This window comes from Pseudomonas spelaei (assembly GCF_009724245.1).
Taxonomy (GTDB): Bacteria; Pseudomonadota; Gammaproteobacteria; order Pseudomonadales; family Pseudomonadaceae; genus Aquipseudomonas; species Aquipseudomonas spelaei.
In genome coordinates this window covers 240,732-255,443 of the sequence record NZ_WNNK01000006.1, presented here as the reverse complement: position 1 = coordinate 255,443, position 14,712 = coordinate 240,732, and the positions used below count along the sequence as shown (strand labels likewise).

General features: G+C 58.8%; 13 protein-coding genes. 6 read left to right on the top strand and 7 right to left on the bottom strand.

What is annotated here, in order from left to right; translation table 11 throughout:
* Window positions 1–25 precede the first annotated feature (25 nt).
* Entirely contained in the window at window positions 26–1,312 is a 1,287-nt protein-coding gene (locus GNF76_RS09720; RefSeq protein WP_155582952.1) for a murein hydrolase activator EnvC family protein, read from the bottom strand.
* Between the two features lie 219 nt (window positions 1,313–1,531).
* Window positions 1,532–3,058, bottom strand: a complete 1,527-nt coding sequence (gene gpmI, locus GNF76_RS09715) for a 2,3-bisphosphoglycerate-independent phosphoglycerate mutase (RefSeq protein ID WP_155582951.1) — start codon at window positions 3,056–3,058, stop codon at window positions 1,532–1,534.
* Window positions 3,059–3,209: 151 nt separating this feature from the next.
* Here gpmI and GNF76_RS09710 point away from each other — a divergent pair, with 151 nt between their 5' ends.
* From GNF76_RS09710 to secB, 3 genes are read left to right on the top strand one after another with little or no spacing between them, the layout of a single operon-like run.
* Entirely contained in the window at window positions 3,210–3,623 is a 414-nt protein-coding gene (locus tag GNF76_RS09710; RefSeq protein ID WP_155582950.1) for a rhodanese-like domain-containing protein, read from the top strand.
* 1 nt (window position 3,624) lies between these two features.
* The gene (grxC, locus tag GNF76_RS09705; RefSeq protein WP_155582949.1) at window positions 3,625–3,879 is read left to right on the top strand and encodes a glutaredoxin 3; all 255 of its coding nucleotides are present in this window, start codon (window positions 3,625–3,627) and stop codon (window positions 3,877–3,879) included.
* Between the two features lie 42 nt (window positions 3,880–3,921).
* Window positions 3,922–4,407 (top strand): protein-export chaperone SecB, encoded by a 486-nt coding sequence (secB, locus tag GNF76_RS09700; RefSeq protein ID WP_155582948.1) that lies wholly within the window; start codon window positions 3,922–3,924, stop codon window positions 4,405–4,407.
* A 155-nt stretch (window positions 4,408–4,562) separates the two neighbouring features.
* Here the strand turns inward: secB and GNF76_RS09695 are convergent, their stop codons facing one another.
* Window positions 4,563–5,018 carry a tRNA (cytidine(34)-2'-O)-methyltransferase gene (locus GNF76_RS09695; RefSeq protein ID WP_003218007.1) on the bottom strand — a complete coding sequence of 152 codons (456 nt, stop codon included), beginning with the start codon at window positions 5,016–5,018 and terminating at the stop codon, window positions 4,563–4,565.
* Between GNF76_RS09695 and GNF76_RS09690 the strand changes: the two genes are divergently transcribed.
* The gene (locus GNF76_RS09690) at window positions 5,017–5,457 is read left to right on the top strand and encodes a hypothetical protein (RefSeq protein ID WP_155582947.1); all 441 of its coding nucleotides are present in this window, start codon (window positions 5,017–5,019) and stop codon (window positions 5,455–5,457) included. The two genes, GNF76_RS09695 and GNF76_RS09690, sit on opposite strands and share 2 nt — an antisense overlap.
* Before the next feature lie 467 nt (window positions 5,458–5,924).
* On the opposite strand, the gene ntrC is transcribed toward GNF76_RS09690, so the two are convergent.
* From ntrC to glnA, 4 genes are all read right to left on the bottom strand, one after another.
* The gene (gene ntrC / locus GNF76_RS09685; RefSeq protein ID WP_155582946.1) at window positions 5,925–7,361 is read right to left on the bottom strand and encodes a nitrogen regulation protein NR(I); all 1,437 of its coding nucleotides are present in this window, start codon (window positions 7,359–7,361) and stop codon (window positions 5,925–5,927) included.
* On the bottom strand, window positions 7,358–8,443 hold the full coding sequence (gene glnL, locus GNF76_RS09680) for a nitrogen regulation protein NR(II) (RefSeq protein ID WP_155582945.1): 1,086 nt from the start codon (window positions 8,441–8,443) through the stop codon (window positions 7,358–7,360). Before glnL ends, ntrC begins: the two co-directional genes overlap by 4 nt.
* A gap of 371 nt (window positions 8,444–8,814) precedes the next feature.
* On the bottom strand, window positions 8,815–9,351 hold the full coding sequence (locus GNF76_RS09675) for a chorismate mutase (protein WP_155582944.1): 537 nt from the start codon (window positions 9,349–9,351) through the stop codon (window positions 8,815–8,817).
* Between the two features lie 149 nt (window positions 9,352–9,500).
* Window positions 9,501–10,907 (bottom strand): glutamate--ammonia ligase, encoded by a 1,407-nt coding sequence (glnA, locus tag GNF76_RS09670; protein ID WP_155582943.1) that lies wholly within the window; start codon window positions 10,905–10,907, stop codon window positions 9,501–9,503.
* 332 nt (window positions 10,908–11,239) lie between these two features.
* Here glnA and thiI point away from each other — a divergent pair, with 332 nt between their 5' ends.
* Together thiI and typA are read left to right on the top strand one after the other, a co-directional pair.
* Window positions 11,240–12,694 (top strand): tRNA uracil 4-sulfurtransferase ThiI, encoded by a 1,455-nt coding sequence (gene thiI / locus GNF76_RS09665; RefSeq protein WP_155582942.1) that lies wholly within the window; start codon window positions 11,240–11,242, stop codon window positions 12,692–12,694.
* 139 nt (window positions 12,695–12,833) lie between these two features.
* On the top strand, window positions 12,834–14,654 hold the full coding sequence (gene typA / locus GNF76_RS09660) for a translational GTPase TypA (RefSeq protein ID WP_178123254.1): 1,821 nt from the start codon (window positions 12,834–12,836) through the stop codon (window positions 14,652–14,654).
* Window positions 14,655–14,712 lie beyond the last annotated feature (58 nt).

Genomic DNA, 14,712 nt, shown 5'->3' with positions numbered 1-14,712 from the left:
CGAACTCCTAATTTAGGTACGACCCTTATCCTTGGGTGCGACACCATTGTGCCGGGTCGCTCGGGCGGCCCTGCTGACGAATAGCGAAGTACAGCGCCGGGGTGTCCTGGCCACCACTGCTACCAACAGTGGAGATGGATTCACCGGCTTTTACAACATCACCTGCCGCTTTGAGCAAAGTCTGATTGTGGCCGTAAAGGCTCAAATAGCCATTACCGTGGTCAAGAATCACCAGCAAACCGGCGCCACGCAACCAATCGGCAAACACCACGCGACCACCGTGAACGGCATGCACCTGGCTGCCGGCGGCGGCGCTGATCATCACGCCATCCCACTTGGTACGGGTGTCGTCGCCACGGGTTTCACCAAAGCGCGCAAGCAATCGACCATCAACGGGCCATGGAAGTTTGCCCCGGGATGACGCAAATGGCCCGCCGTAGGACACGCCAGCACTGGAAACCAACGGGCCTGGAGCCGCATGCACAGGTTTGCGTGGGGCGTCGGTGGCGACGGCTTCAGCTTCACGCTGGCGCTTTTTTTCCGCTTCCTGCTGGGCGAGCAGCGCTTTTTGTCGCGCTTGCTCGGCTTCGCGGGCCTGGCGGGCGAGGGTTTCTTCGATGGTTTTCAGAACCTTGGCCAGGTCGGCCTGGTCTTGCTGACGGGCCTGGAGCTTGGCGTCACGGGCTTTCACGTCGTTGTTGAGCTTGGCCAGCGCTTGTTGGCGCTCCTTGCGGACCTTGTCCAGCTCATTGCGCTGGGCGTCGAGGCTGCTTTTCTGGTCCAGCAGCTGCGATTGCTGGTCGGCAATTTCCTGTTCGACATTGGCCAACTGGCGCAAAGTCTCGTTGAAGCTTTTCAACTGCTCCAGGCGGGCCTTGCTCAGGTAGTCGTAATACGTGAGGGTGCGGGCGAATTTTTCCGGGTTCTGCTGGTTGAGCAACAGCTTGAGGTATTCCTGGCGGCCGTTCTGGTAGGCGGCGCGGGCCTGGATCGCGATCAGGCGTTGCTGTTCAACCCGTGCGCTCTGGAGTTTTTTTTTCTCACCGTCGAGTCGCTCCAGTTCCGACTCGCTCTTCTTTAGTTCTTTTTGTAGCTCCTGGACCTGCTTCTCCAGCTTGCCTATCTCGGTTTCCGTGCCGCGCAGGTCTTTCTGCACTCCGGATTTCTCTTCCTGGAGCTTGCCGAGCAGTTTCTTCAGCTCGGTAATGTCCTGACGCGTAGCGTCCAACTGTTGTTGGGTTTGTGCGCGCTCATCGGCAAAAGCCGGTTGGAGCAGGCAGACAAGAGCGAGGGTAATCAAGGCGCGAAGCATAGAGGCGGGCGACACCAGGGAAAGGGACGGTCTAGTATGCCCGGCCCACGCTGCAAAAAAAACGCCCAATTCGGGCTGGCAGGCAAGTTAGGTGCCGAGTGGTGGTGGGATGGCTAAAAGACATCCCCTAAATTGCCACAAACCAATGTGGGAGCGGGCTTACCTGTAGCCGCAGCCTCGTACCTCGACAGCGGCTACAGGGGAGTTCGCGGGCTTGCTTTAGACCAGGATCGAAGTGCCCGTCATCTCTTTCGGCTTTTCCAGCCCCATCAGTTTCAGCATGGTCGGCGCCACGTCTGCCAGTACGCCACCTTGACGCACTTTCAGGTCGCGCTTGCCGACATAGATGAACGGTACTGGCTCGGTGGTGTGGGCGGTGTGGGCTTGGCCGGTGGATTCGTCGGACATCTGCTCGCAGTTGCCGTGGTCGGCGGTGATCAGTGCTTCGCCACCGACTTTTTCCAGGGCGTCGACGATGCGGCCGACGCACAGGTCCAGGCATTCCACGGCTTTGACCGCCGCTTCCAGGTTGCCGCTGTGGCCGACCATGTCACCGTTGGCGTAGTTGACGACAATCACGTCATAACGCTGGTGTTCAATCGCATCGACGATCTTGTCGGTGACTTCCGGGGCACTCATTTCCGGCTGCAGGTCGTAGGTGGCGACTTTTGGCGACGGAATCAGGATGCGTTCTTCGCCCGGGAACGGTTCTTCACGACCGCCGGAGAAGAAGAAGGTCACGTGGGCGTACTTCTCGGTTTCGGCAATGCGCAGTTGGGTCTTGCCGTTTTTCGCCAGGTAATCACCCAGCACGTTTTCCAGGCTGCCCGGGGCAAAGGCCGACGGGGCCGGGATGTTGGCGGCGTATTGGGTGAGCATCACAAATTCGACTTTCGGCTGGCGGGCGCGCTCGAAGTCCTTGAAGCCAGCATCGACAAACACATGGCTCAGCTCGCGGGCACGGTCGGCACGGAAGTTCATGAACACCACGGCGTCGCCGTCTTCAACCTTGACCGGCTCGCCGAGGGTGGTGGCCTTGACGAATTCATCGCTCTCGCCACGGGCGTACGCGGCTTCGAGGCCTTCCTGGGCGGTGGCGGCGTTGAACTCGGCGTTGCCGTCGACGATCAGGTTGTAGGCCTGGGACACGCGGTCCCAGCGGTTGTCACGGTCCATTGCGAAGTAGCGACCCACCAGGCTGGCGATGCGGCCTTTGCCCAAGGCGGCGAAGGTGGCATCCAGCAATTCGATGGACGATTGCGCGCTTTTCGGCGGGGTGTCGCGGCCGTCGAGGAAGGCGTGCAGGTAGATCTTTTCGGCACCGCGCTTGTAGGCCAGTTCGGCCATGGCGACCAGGTGATCCTGGTGGCTATGCACGCCACCGTCCGACAGCAGGCCCATGAAGTGCACGGCCTTGCCGGCGGCGACGGCTTTATCTACCGCCGCGCAGAGGGTCGGGTTCTCGAAAAACTCACCGTCGCGGATGGATTTGGTCACTCGGGTGAAGTCCTGATAGACCACTCGTCCGGCGCCCAGATTCATATGGCCGACTTCCGAGTTGCCCATCTGGCCGTCCGGCAGGCCCACGTCCATGCCGGAACCTGAGATCAGGCCGTTGGGTACGGTCGCGGTCAGGCGGTCCAGCACAGGCTTGTTGGCCGAGTACACGGCGTTGTCGTGGTGGCTTTCACTGTGTCCGAAGCCATCGAGAATTATCAGGACCAAAGGTTTAGGCGTGGTAGTCATAGATCCTCTCGCGGCGGTAATTAATGAAGGGGATTGAAAAGGGAGTGGCAGTTTAAAGCGAAGTTCCGGTGACGTCACCGCTTTACGGGGGTTGGCCGACCATGGCGGCTGTGTATACTTACCGCCATTTTAACGCCCTGGAACCTCCTTGATGGTTGATCATCTGATTGCATTCGCCACAACCCACTATTTGCTCGCCGGTGCGTTCGTCGTACTGCTGGCTCTGCTGATCGCTCACGAAATGAGCCGCGGTGGCCGCAGCCTCAGCACGGCTGAGCTGACCGCACTGGTCAACAAGGATGAGGCCGTCGTTGTCGACATCCGTCCTGCCAAGGATTTTGCCGCTGGTCACATTGTCGGTGCCCTGAACATTCCTCAGGACAAACTGATTTCGCGCCTGGCCGAGCTGGAAAAGCACAAGGCCAAGACCATCATCCTGGTGGACGCCCAGGGCCAGCACTCCGGCACTCACGCCCGCGAGATGCTGAAAACCGGTTTCACCGCCGCCAAGCTGTCCGGCGGTATCTCCAGCTGGCGCGCTGATAACCTGCCGTTGGTGAAGTGATATGAGCCAGGTTGTCGTTTATTCCAGCGATTGGTGCCCTTACTGCATGCGGGCCAAGGCCTTGCTTGAGAAAAAGGGCGTTGCCTTCGAAGAAATCAAAGTCGATGGCAAACCCCAGGTGCGCGCCGAAATGGCCCAGAAGGCGGGACGCACGTCCGTGCCGCAGATCTGGATCGGCGACAAGCATGTCGGTGGATGCGATGACCTGTTTGCCCTGGAGCGTGCCGGTAAATTGGACACGCTGCTTCACGTCTGATTCCTAAACCCTAAAAGACCCCAAGATCAAGAAGGATCTGAGATGACTGACCAACAGAACACCGAAACGGCAGCAGAAGAGGCTCAAGGCCCACAATTTTCCCTGCAGCGTATTTACGTGCGCGACTTGTCGTTCGAAGCGCCAAAAAGCCCGGCGATCTTCCGTCAGGAGTGGAGCCCAAGCGTTGCTCTGGACCTGAACACCCGCCAAAAGGCCCTGGAAGGTGACTTCCATGAAGTGGTGCTGACCCTGTCGGTAACCGTCAAGAATGGCGAAGAAGTGGCCTTCATTGCTGAAGTGCAACAGGCCGGTATCTTCCTGATCCAGGGTCTGGACGAAGCGTCCATGAGCCACACCCTGGGCGCGTTCTGCCCGAACATCCTGTTCCCGTATGCCCGTGAGACCCTGGACAGCCTGGTCACCCGCGGCTCGTTCCCTGCGCTGATGCTGGCACCGGTGAACTTCGATGCCCTGTACGCTCAAGAGCTGCAGCGCATGCAACAGGAAGGCGCACCGACGGTTCAGTAATTTCGAGCCCGACGCAAGTCCACATGTGGGAGCCGGTTCGTGTGGGAGCTGGCTTGCCTGGATGCAAACACCTCGGTGTGTCAGTCACACCGCAGTGATGCTATCGCAGGCAAGCCAGCTCCCACACAAGCCCGCTCCCACATTTGTTATGTGCGTTACTTGAAACCGAGTTGCCGCCAGCCTTCGTAGACCGCAACCGCCACGGTGTTGGACAGGTTCAGGCTGCGGCAGCCCTCGCGCATGGGCAGGCGCAGGCGATGGCCGTCGGGCAGTGCGTCGAGGACGTCTGCCGGTAGGCCACGGCTTTCCGGGCCGAACAGGAAGGCGTCGCCCTCGGCAAAGCTGGCATCATGAAACGGTCGCGAGCCTTTGGTGGTGAAGGCGAACAGCCGTGGGTGGTTCAGGCTTTCCAGGCAACTGGCGAGGTCGGCATGGCGTTGCAAGGTGGCGTACTCGTGGTAGTCCAGCCCGGCGCGGCGAAGGCGCTTGTCGTCCATGTCGAAACCCAGCGGCTCGATCAAATGCAGGTGGCAGCCACTGTTGGCACAGAGCCTGATAACGTTGCCGGTATTCGGCGGTATTTCTGGTTGAAAAAGGATGACGTGAAACATGCACGGCTCCGAAGGCAAAGATGCGCTGCATTCTACCCCTGAAGAAGACCCCAGGCCGAAGCTATTGCCAAGGGTTTTAGGCTCGCTGGCGATTGTCGGCTTGATGGTGGGCTTGATGATCGGTCGGCTGACCACCCCTGATCCGATTGAGCTGCAGCAGGTCGAGCCGATGGCCGACGGTGTAGTGGTGTGGTTCAACAGTGAGCCCAAGCTGCACGGCGAGCATATCGACGGCACTGTGGCGTTGTTGTTCGACGCCCTTGGCAAGGCTCAAGGCGGGCAGTTGAAGGTCAACAATAAGGATGTGAACTGGCGGTTGCGCAAGACCGATGGTGGCTTGCTGTTGAACCTGGTGGCGGCCAGGCCGTTGCGCGGGACGTGGGCGGGAGAGAAGGTCGATGGTCGCTGGCGGTTGGAGGTCCATCTCCGGGAGCAATAAAAGAGGGAGTTCCCGGCCTGCCTGTACCAGGGCTCCCAAAACGGTGTGGGGCACGACGCGATTCGCATCAAGCGCCCCGGGTGTAAAGAGGGGATTCTCGGCCTGCCTGTACCAAGGTCCCCGAAACTGGGTAGTGATAGGGGTATTGCAGGTGGCGTGCCAGAGTTGTGACGTTGTGCCTAAAAAAACCTGAAGAAAGCACAAAGCCCCGGATTACGGGGCTTTTGCATTGTCTTTGGCTGTGGTTTTGTAAAGTTGAACGCCATTCAAGCCGAGGATTTATGCGCGGTGCTGGATCCTGGTGCATTGAAGCGGTGCACGATCTTTGGAAATGCACAAAACAAATGTGGGAGCTGGCTTGCCAGCGATGGCGGTGTATCAGCCCATAGATACGGTGACTGACACATTGCTATCGCGGGCAAGCCCGCTCCCACAGTTTGGATCTTCAGTGGAGTGGAGGGCTGCGATCAGCCCTCATCGCTCTCGTCATCATCGCCACCATCAACCTTCATCCCCAGCTCCTTGATCTTGCGGGTCAAGGTGTTGCGGCCCCAGCCCAGCAGTACGGCGGCATCGCGGCGGCGACCGGCGGTGTGTTTGAGGGCGGTTTCGATCATGATCCGCTCGAAGGCCGGCACGGCACTGTCCAAAAGGTTCGATTGGCCACGGGCCAGCGCCTGATCAGCCCACTGGCGCAGCGCCTGTTCCCAGTTGGTCACCGGGGCCGAATCCTGCGGCAGGCTCAGCAATTCCGGCGGCAGGTCGCTGATATGCACCTCGCGCCCGGACGCCATCACCGTGATCCAGCGGCAGGTGTTTTCCAGTTGGCGCACGTTGCCTGGCCATGGCAGGTTCTTGAGGTATTCCTCGGTTTCGCTTTTCAGCAGCTTGGGCTCGACGGCCAGCTCCTGAGCCGCACGGCTGAGGAAGTGGCGAGCCAGGGTCGGGATATCTTCGCGGCGGTCCGACATCCGGGGGATGTGGATGCGGATCACATTCAGGCGGTGGAACAAGTCTTCACGGAATTTCCCGGCATGCACCAGGGTTTCCAGGTTTTGGTGGGTGGCGGCGATGATCCGCACGTCAACCTTGACCGGCGTATGCCCACCGACCCGGTAGAACTCGCCGTCGGCCAATACCCGCAGCAGGCGCGTCTGGGTATCTGCCGGCATATCGCCGATTTCGTCGAGAAACAGCGTGCCGCCATCGGCCTGTTCAAAACGGCCACGGCGCAGGTTGGCCGCACCGGTGAACGCGCCCTTTTCATGGCCGAACAGCTCGGATTCCATCAAGTCCTTTGGAATCGCGGCCATGTTCAAGGCGATGAACGGCGAGGCTGCCCGTGGGCTGTGGCGGTGCAGGGCGTGGGCCACCAGTTCTTTACCCGTACCGGATTCGCCGTTGATCAGCACGGTGATGTTGGAGTGGCTCAAGCGCCCGATGGCGCGAAACACTTCCTGCATTGCCGGTGCTTCGCCGATGATTTCCGGGGTTCGGGTCAGGGCGGGCACCACCTCCTGGTTTTGTTGTTCCTGGGCGTGCTGGTTGGCACGCTTGACCAGGGCCACGGCCTCGTCGACATCGAACGGCTTGGGCAAGTACTCAAAGGCCCCGCCCTGATAGGACGCGACAGCGCTGTCCAGGTCCGAGTGTGCAGTCATGATGATCACTGGCAGGCGCGGGTGCTGTTCGCGAATCCGCGCCAGCAAGTCCAGGCCACTGGCACCGGGCATGCGGATATCGGAGATGATCACGTCGGGCTGCTGGCGGGCCAGGCGGCTCATCACCCCGTCGGCGCTGTCGAAGCTCTGGGTGGTCATGCCTTCCTGTTGCAAGGCTTTCTCCAGGACCCAGCGGATAGAACGGTCGTCATCGACGATCCACACAGTTTCACTACGGCTCATGTCGATGGGGCTCCTTGTTCCAGTGGCAGAAAGATCGAGAAGGTGGTGTGGCCAGGATGGCTTTCACATTCGATCAGACCCTGGTGCTGGCTGATGATGTTCTGGGTAATGGCCAGGCCCAGCCCGGTACCGTCCGGGCGGCCGCTGACCATGGGGAAGAAGATGGTTTCCTGCAGCTCGGCCGGAATGCCCGGGCCGTTGTCGATGATCTCGACCTTGGTCACCAGCCGGTGGCGCACATGGCCAATGGTGAACTGGCGCAGGGCACGGGTGCGCAGGCTGATGCGGCCCAGGCGCAGCTCGTTCTGGCTGCTGATGGCTTGCATGGCGTTGCGCACGATGTTGAGTACCGCTTGAATCATCTGTTCGCGGTCGATCAATACGTCGGGAATGCTTGGGTCGTAGTCACGCACCAGGGTGATGCAGCCCTGGCTTTCGGCTTCAACCAGATGACAGACGCGTTCCAGCACTTCATGGACGTTGGTCATCGCCAGCGACGGCAGCTTGTTGGAACCGAGCATGCGGTCCACCAGATTACGCAGGCGGTCGGCTTCTTCGATGATGACGTTGGTGTAATCCTTGAGGTTTTCGTCCGGCAGCTCACGTGCCAGCAACTGCGCTGCGCCGCGAATCCCGCCCAGCGGGTTCTTGATCTCATGGGCCAGGCCGCGCACCAGCATCTTGCTGGTTTCCTGCTTGGACAGTTGCGCCTCTTCCTTGGTGATCCGCAGCAGGCGGTCACGGGGATGGACTTCCAGCAAGAGCAGCGTGGCACCGTGGCTCAGGATCGGGGTCACGGCGTAGTCGACGGTGAGGGTCTGGCCGGTGAGGGCCGTGAGCATCGCTTCGCGCTTGGTGAATGGGTGTGCCTGCTCTACGGCCTGACGCAAGGAACTCAAGGCCTCGGCGGACTCGGTGAACAGTTCGCTGATGAATTGCCCATGGCTGCGCTGACCGCTGATGGCCAGGAGCATCTCCGCCGCGGGGTTCATGTACTCAAGGCGCAGTTCGTCATTGAGCAGGATGGTCGCGGTGGTCAGGTTGTCGAGTAGCAAACGGTGCAGTGCGTCGCTGATGGTCATTAGGACCTCTTTTGGAGCAAGGCGCAGGCTTGAGGCACGCGCTGATACAAGGAAAATGCAAAAACCAAACCAAGGCTCCGAAAAGAAGCGTTAAAGCCCTGAAATAAGGGTTTAAGGTGCGAAACTGTGGCGCTCTGCCAGCTTTGGCGGGAAGTTTCGAACCAAAATGGGCTGGGTTAGTGGGAAGGGTGCAAGGCATTGCACCAATATAGTGCGATTTTGCAAAGTCTGTTCAGGAAGTAGGTCGCAGTGGCGTATGACTTGGATGGTTGCGGTCGATGTGGGAGCTGGCTTGCCTGCGATAGCAGTTTTGAATGTGCCGTCGTCATCGCAGGCAAGCCAGCTCCCACATTTTGATTGGGTTCGCAGCTTTAGTGCTTGTAGATGCACAGTTCGGCGGTGGCGCGGATCATTGCCAGTTGGCGCAGTGGGTCTGCCTGGGGCTTGTGATTAGCCTGCGCCAGCCACTGCGGACACTGCGGGTTGGTGCGTTCCGGGGTGAAATCCGCGAGCTGTTGCAGCAGGCGCTTTTGCAACTGATCCAGTTGCGGGCGAATGGTCCCGACCAAATCAGGGCGCGGGTCATCGGGCGCCTTGCCTTGCAACTGCCAGTCAGACAGGTGGACGTACTGCACCAATTTATTGGCCTCGATCTGTGCCGAGAAAAATTGCTCGGCTGCCGCCGGTGCCAGTGTGTAGCTCGGCGCCTGAGCCACCACGCTGGCAATCACATCCTGTTCCCGTGCCCGATCTTCGACGGGCTTGTGGCTGTCCCATTTGCTCAGGGCTACCTGATCTGCGATCGCCAGTCGTTCGGCAATGCTGTCGAGCAGTGGGGTGAGGGTGGGTGGCGCAGCGAATGAACTGGCGCTGACGAACAACAGGGCGAACGCAAGTCGACGTTTCAACGGTGATCTCCTTGTGGGAGCGGGCTTGCCCGCGATGACGGTATGTCAGTCAATACAGCAGATGGCTGACTCTGCGCTATCCTGAGGCAAAAAAAAGACCTCCCGAAGGAGGTCTTTCTCATCACGCTACGTCAAGCAGCGCTACCGGATCAGCAGCTGTAGTACAGCTCGTATTCCAGTGGGTGTACGAAGGTGCGGACCTTGATTTCTTCTTCGCTTTTCAGGGCGATGTAGGCATCGATAAAGTCGTCGCTGAACACGCCGCCTTTGGTCAGGAACGCACGGCCCTTGTCCAGCTCTTCCAGGGCTTCTTTCAGGCTGCCGCACACTTGTGGGATCTCTTTGGCCTCTTCAGGCGGCAGGTCGTACAAGTTTTTGTCGGCGGCGTCGCCTGGGTGGATCTTGTTCTGGATACCGTCCAGGCCGGCCATTACCAGGGCCGCGAAAGCCAGGTACGGGTTGGCTGCCGGATCCGGGAAACGAGCTTCGATACGGCGAGCGCGAGGGCTGGACACGTAAGGAATGCGGATCGAAGCGGAACGGTTGCGAGCCGAGTAGGCCAGCATCACTGGAGCTTCGAAACCTGGGACCAGACGCTTGTAGGAGTTGGTCGACGGGTTGGTGAAGCCGTTCAGGGCCTTACCGTGCTTGATGATGCCGCCGATGAAGTACAGGGCGGTGTCGGACAGGCCGGCATAACCTTCGCCTGCGAAGGTGTTCTTGCCATCTTTGGCGATGGACAGGTGAACGTGCATACCCGAACCGTTATCGCCGTACAGCGGCTTAGGCATGAAGGTAGCAGTACGACCGTAGGCATCAGCCACGTTGTGTACGCAGTACTTCAGGGTCTGAACTTCGTCAGCCTTGGCCACCAGGGTGTTGAACTTCACGCCGATTTCGTTCTGGCCGGCAGTCGCCACTTCGTGGTGGTGAACTTCGATAACCAGGCCCATTTCTTCCATGGCGTTGCACATGGAGGTACGGATTTCGTGGTCGTGGTCGAATGGTGGAACCGGGAAGTAGCCGCCTTTGATACCTGGACGGTGGCCTTTGTTGCCGCCTTCGATGTCCTGGTCGGACATCCACGAACCTTGTTCGGAATAGATTTTGAACATCGAGCCGGAGATGTCGGACTTGAACTTCACTTGGTCGAAGATGAAGAACTCAGGCTCCGGGCCTACGAATACGGTGTCACCGATACCGGTGGACTTCAGGTATTCCTCGGCACGCTTGGCGATCGCACGTGGGTCACGGTCGTAGCCTTGCATGGTCGACGGCTCGATCACGTCGCAGACGATGATCAGCGTTGGGTCTTCGGTGAACGGGTCGAGTACGGCGGTGCTGTCGTCCGGCATCAGGATCATGTCGGACGCTTCAATGCCTTTCCAGCCAGCGATGGAGGAGCCGTCGAACATTTTGCCTTCTTCGAAGAAAGCATCATCCAGCGCATCGCGAGCCGGCATGGTCACGTGGTGCTGAGTGCCTTTGGTGTCCGTGAAGCGCAGATCAATCCATTTGACGTCATGATCTTTGATGAGTTGAACCGACTTCGACATAGTGTCCTCCGGGTGGCTTCGGGCTGGGTAGTGGAGTAGCCCTTAGAATGTGGGTGATGCCGGCGCGAATACTCGACCAAGGCAACCTGCCTCACAAGGGAGCAAATTGCATGCCAGTGCGCCAACATGGCCTTTTTGCCTCAAAATGGCCCCTATAAAGGTGCAATCCGTTAAAACGGCATAAATCGCGCACCGCAATGTAGCGCTAAAAACCACAAATGCCCCGTTTTAGTGCGTTCAAAGCCGTTTGTATATTAACTGGTTAAACCTTGAGCTATTTCCGCTATAATCCGCGCCCCCCTTTTTCGGCTGGCCCTGTGCGCGCTGTTTCCATGAAATTAATCGTTAAAGTCTTCCCCGAGATCACCATCAAGAGCCGACCGGTACGGATGCGTTTCATCCGTCAGTTGGCCAAGAACATCCGTGCCGTGCTCCGCGATCTGGACCCGGCTGTGGTGGTGAATGGCGTGTGGGACAATCTCGAACTGGAAACCCGCATTACCGACGCCAAAGCCTTGAAGGACATGACCGAGCGCCTGAGCTGCATGCCGGGCATCGCGCATTTCCTGCAGGTTGACGAGTACCCGCTGGGGGACTTCGACGACATCACCGAGAAGTGCAAACAGCACTTCGGTACTGAGCTCGAAGGCAAGATCTTTTCCGTGCGCTGCAAGCGTGCCGGCAAGCACCCGTTCAGCTCCATGGACGTCGAAAAATACGTCGGCAGCAAGCTGCGTCGTGAGTGCGGCGCCGCCGGAATTTCCCTGAAAGAGCCGCAAATCGAAGTGCGGATGGAAATTCGCGACCAACGGTTGTTTGTGATCCACAGCCAGCACAACAGCATCGGCGGCTACCCGCTGGGCGCCCTGGAACAGACCCTGGTACTGATGTCCGGCGGTTTCGATTCTACCGTGGCGGCCTACCAGATCATGCGCCGCGGGCTGATGAGCCACTTCTGCTTCTTTAACCTGGGCGGGCGTGCACACGAATTGGGCGTGATGGAAGTCGCGCACTATATCTGGAAGAAGTACGGCAGCTCCCAGCGCGTGCTGTTTGTCAGCGTGCCGTTCGAGGAAGTCCTGGGAGAAATTCTCGGCAAAGTCGATAACAGTCATATGGGCGTAGTATTGAAGCGTATGATGTTGCGCGCTGCGTCCCGGATTGCCGATCGGCTACAGATCGAGGCACTGGTGACCGGCGAGGCGATCTCCCAGGTGTCCAGCCAGACGTTGCCGAACCTGTCGTTGATCGACTGTGTGACCGAGAAGCTGGTCTTGCGCCCGCTGATCGCCAGCCACAAACAGGACATCATCGACCTGGCGAACGAGATCGGTACCGCCGACTTCGCCAAGCACATGCCTGAATACTGCGGGGTCATTTCGGTGAACCCCAAGACCCACGCCAAGCGTCACCGCGTGGAGTACGAAGAACAACAGTTCGACATGGCGATTCTGGAGCGTGCGCTCGAGAACGCCAAGCTGGTGCCAATCGATCGCGTGATCGACGAACTGGGCCAGGATTTGCAGATCGAAGAAGTCAGTGAAGCGCTGGCCGGCCAGATCGTCATCGATATCCGTCACCCGGATGCCGCTGAAGATGAGCCGCTGGACATCACTGGCATCGACGTACAAACGTTGCCGTTCTATGCATTGAACGCACGTTTCAAGGAACTGGATGACAGCCGTCAGTACCTGTTGTATTGCGACAAAGGCGTGATGAGTCGCCTGCATGCCCACCATTTGCTCAGTGAGGGGCATGCCAATGTGCGCGTTTATCGACCGAGCTAAGAGCCCGGGGCTGTTTGCCTGTGGCCTGCGTCACCGGCCCCCCGACTCTGCCGTCAAGCTGTAACGGCAAGGCCTGACTCTACTGTTAATCGCTGCCACGACCTGTCAGCACACCGAATCCTCTGATCGAGATACACAAGTGATCGAAAATCTACGTAACATCGCCATCATTGCTCACGTTGACCATGGTAAGACCACCCTGGTAGACAAACTCTTGCGTCAATCCGGCACCCTGGAGCGCAACGAGCTCAACGACGAGCGCGTGATGGACTCCAACGACCAGGAGAAAGAGCGCGGTATTACCATTCTGGCGAAAAACACCGCCATCAACTGGAACGGCTACCACATCAACATCGTGGATACCCCGGGCCACGCCGACTTCGGCGGTGAAGTTGAACGTGTAATGTCGATGGTTGACTCCGTTCTGCTGCTGGTTGACGCTCAAGACGGCCCTATGCCGCAAACCCGTTTCGTGACCAAGAAGGCTTTCGAAGCCGGCCTGCGTCCAATCGTGGTTATCAACAAGGTTGACCGTCCAGGCGCACGTCCGGACTGGGTTCTGGACCAGATCTTCGACCTGTTCGACAACCTGGGTGCTACCGAAGAACAGCTGGACTTCAAAGTCGTCTACGCCTCGGCCCTGAACGGTATTGCCGGTCTGGACCACACCGACATGGCTGAAGACATGACCCCGCTGTACCAGTCGATCGTCGACAACGTACCTGCGCCGAAAGTCGACCGCGATGGTCCGTTCCAGATGCAAATCTCCGCACTGGACTACAACAGCTTCCTGGGCATTATCGGCGTTGGCCGTATCGCTCGTGGTCGCGTCAAGCCGAACACCCAGGTTGTGGCGATCGATGCCGACGGCAAGCGCCGTAACGGCCGTATCCTGAAGCTGATGGGTCACCACGGTCTGCACCGTGTAGACGTTGAAGAAGCAGCTGCCGGCGACATCGTCTGCATCAGCGGCTTCGAGTCGCTGTTCATCTCCGACACCCTGTGCGACCCACAGAACGTTGAAGCGATGAAGCCGCTGACCGTTGATGAACCAACCGTTTCGATGACCTTCCAGGTTAACGACTCGCCGTTCTGCGGCCGTGAAGGCAAGTTCGTCACCAGCCGTAACATCAAAGAGCGTCTGGATAAAGAACTGCTCTACAACGTTGCCTTGCGCGTTGAAGAAGGCGACACCGCTGACAAGTTCAAAGTCTCCGGCCGTGGTGAGCTGCACCTCTCGGTACTGATCGAAACCATGCGTCGCGAAGGCTTCGAAATGGGTGTTGGTCGTCCGGAAGTGATCATCCGTATGGTTGACGGCGTGAAGCACGAACCGTACGAAAACGTGACCATCGACCTGCCAGAAGAATCGCAAGGTTCGATCATGGAACAGATCGGTATCCGTAAAGGCGACCTGACCAACATGGTTCCGGATGGCAAGGGCCGTGTGCGCCTTGAGTACAACATCCCGGCTCGTGGCTTGATCGGTTTCCGTAACGAGTTCCTGACCCTGACCTCCGGTGCAGGCATCCTGACCTCGATCTTCGACCGTTACGACGTGATGAAGTCCGGCGACATGTCCGGCCGTCAGAACGGCGTGCTGGTTTCGGTGGCTACCGGTAAGGCTCTGACTTACTCGCTGGAAACCCTGCAAGCTCGCGGCAAACTGTTCCTGGGTCACGGTGAAGACGTGTACGAAGGTCAAATCGTCGGCATCAACAGCCGCGACAACGACCTGGGCGTCAACCCAACCAAAGGCAAGAAGCTCGACAACATGCGTGCTTCGGGTAAAGACGAAACTATCGCTCTGGTTCCGCCTATCCGCTTCACGCTGGAGCAGGCTCTGGAATTCGTACAAGAAGACGAACTGTGTGAAGTCACTCCTAAGTCCATCCGTCTTCGTAAGAAGATCCTGGGCGAAAGCGAGCGTACCCGCGCTGCGAAGAAGTCCGGTAACTAAGTCATTTAGTTAGCTGGCAAAAAAACGCCCCCGACCGCAAGGTCGGGGGCGTTTTTGT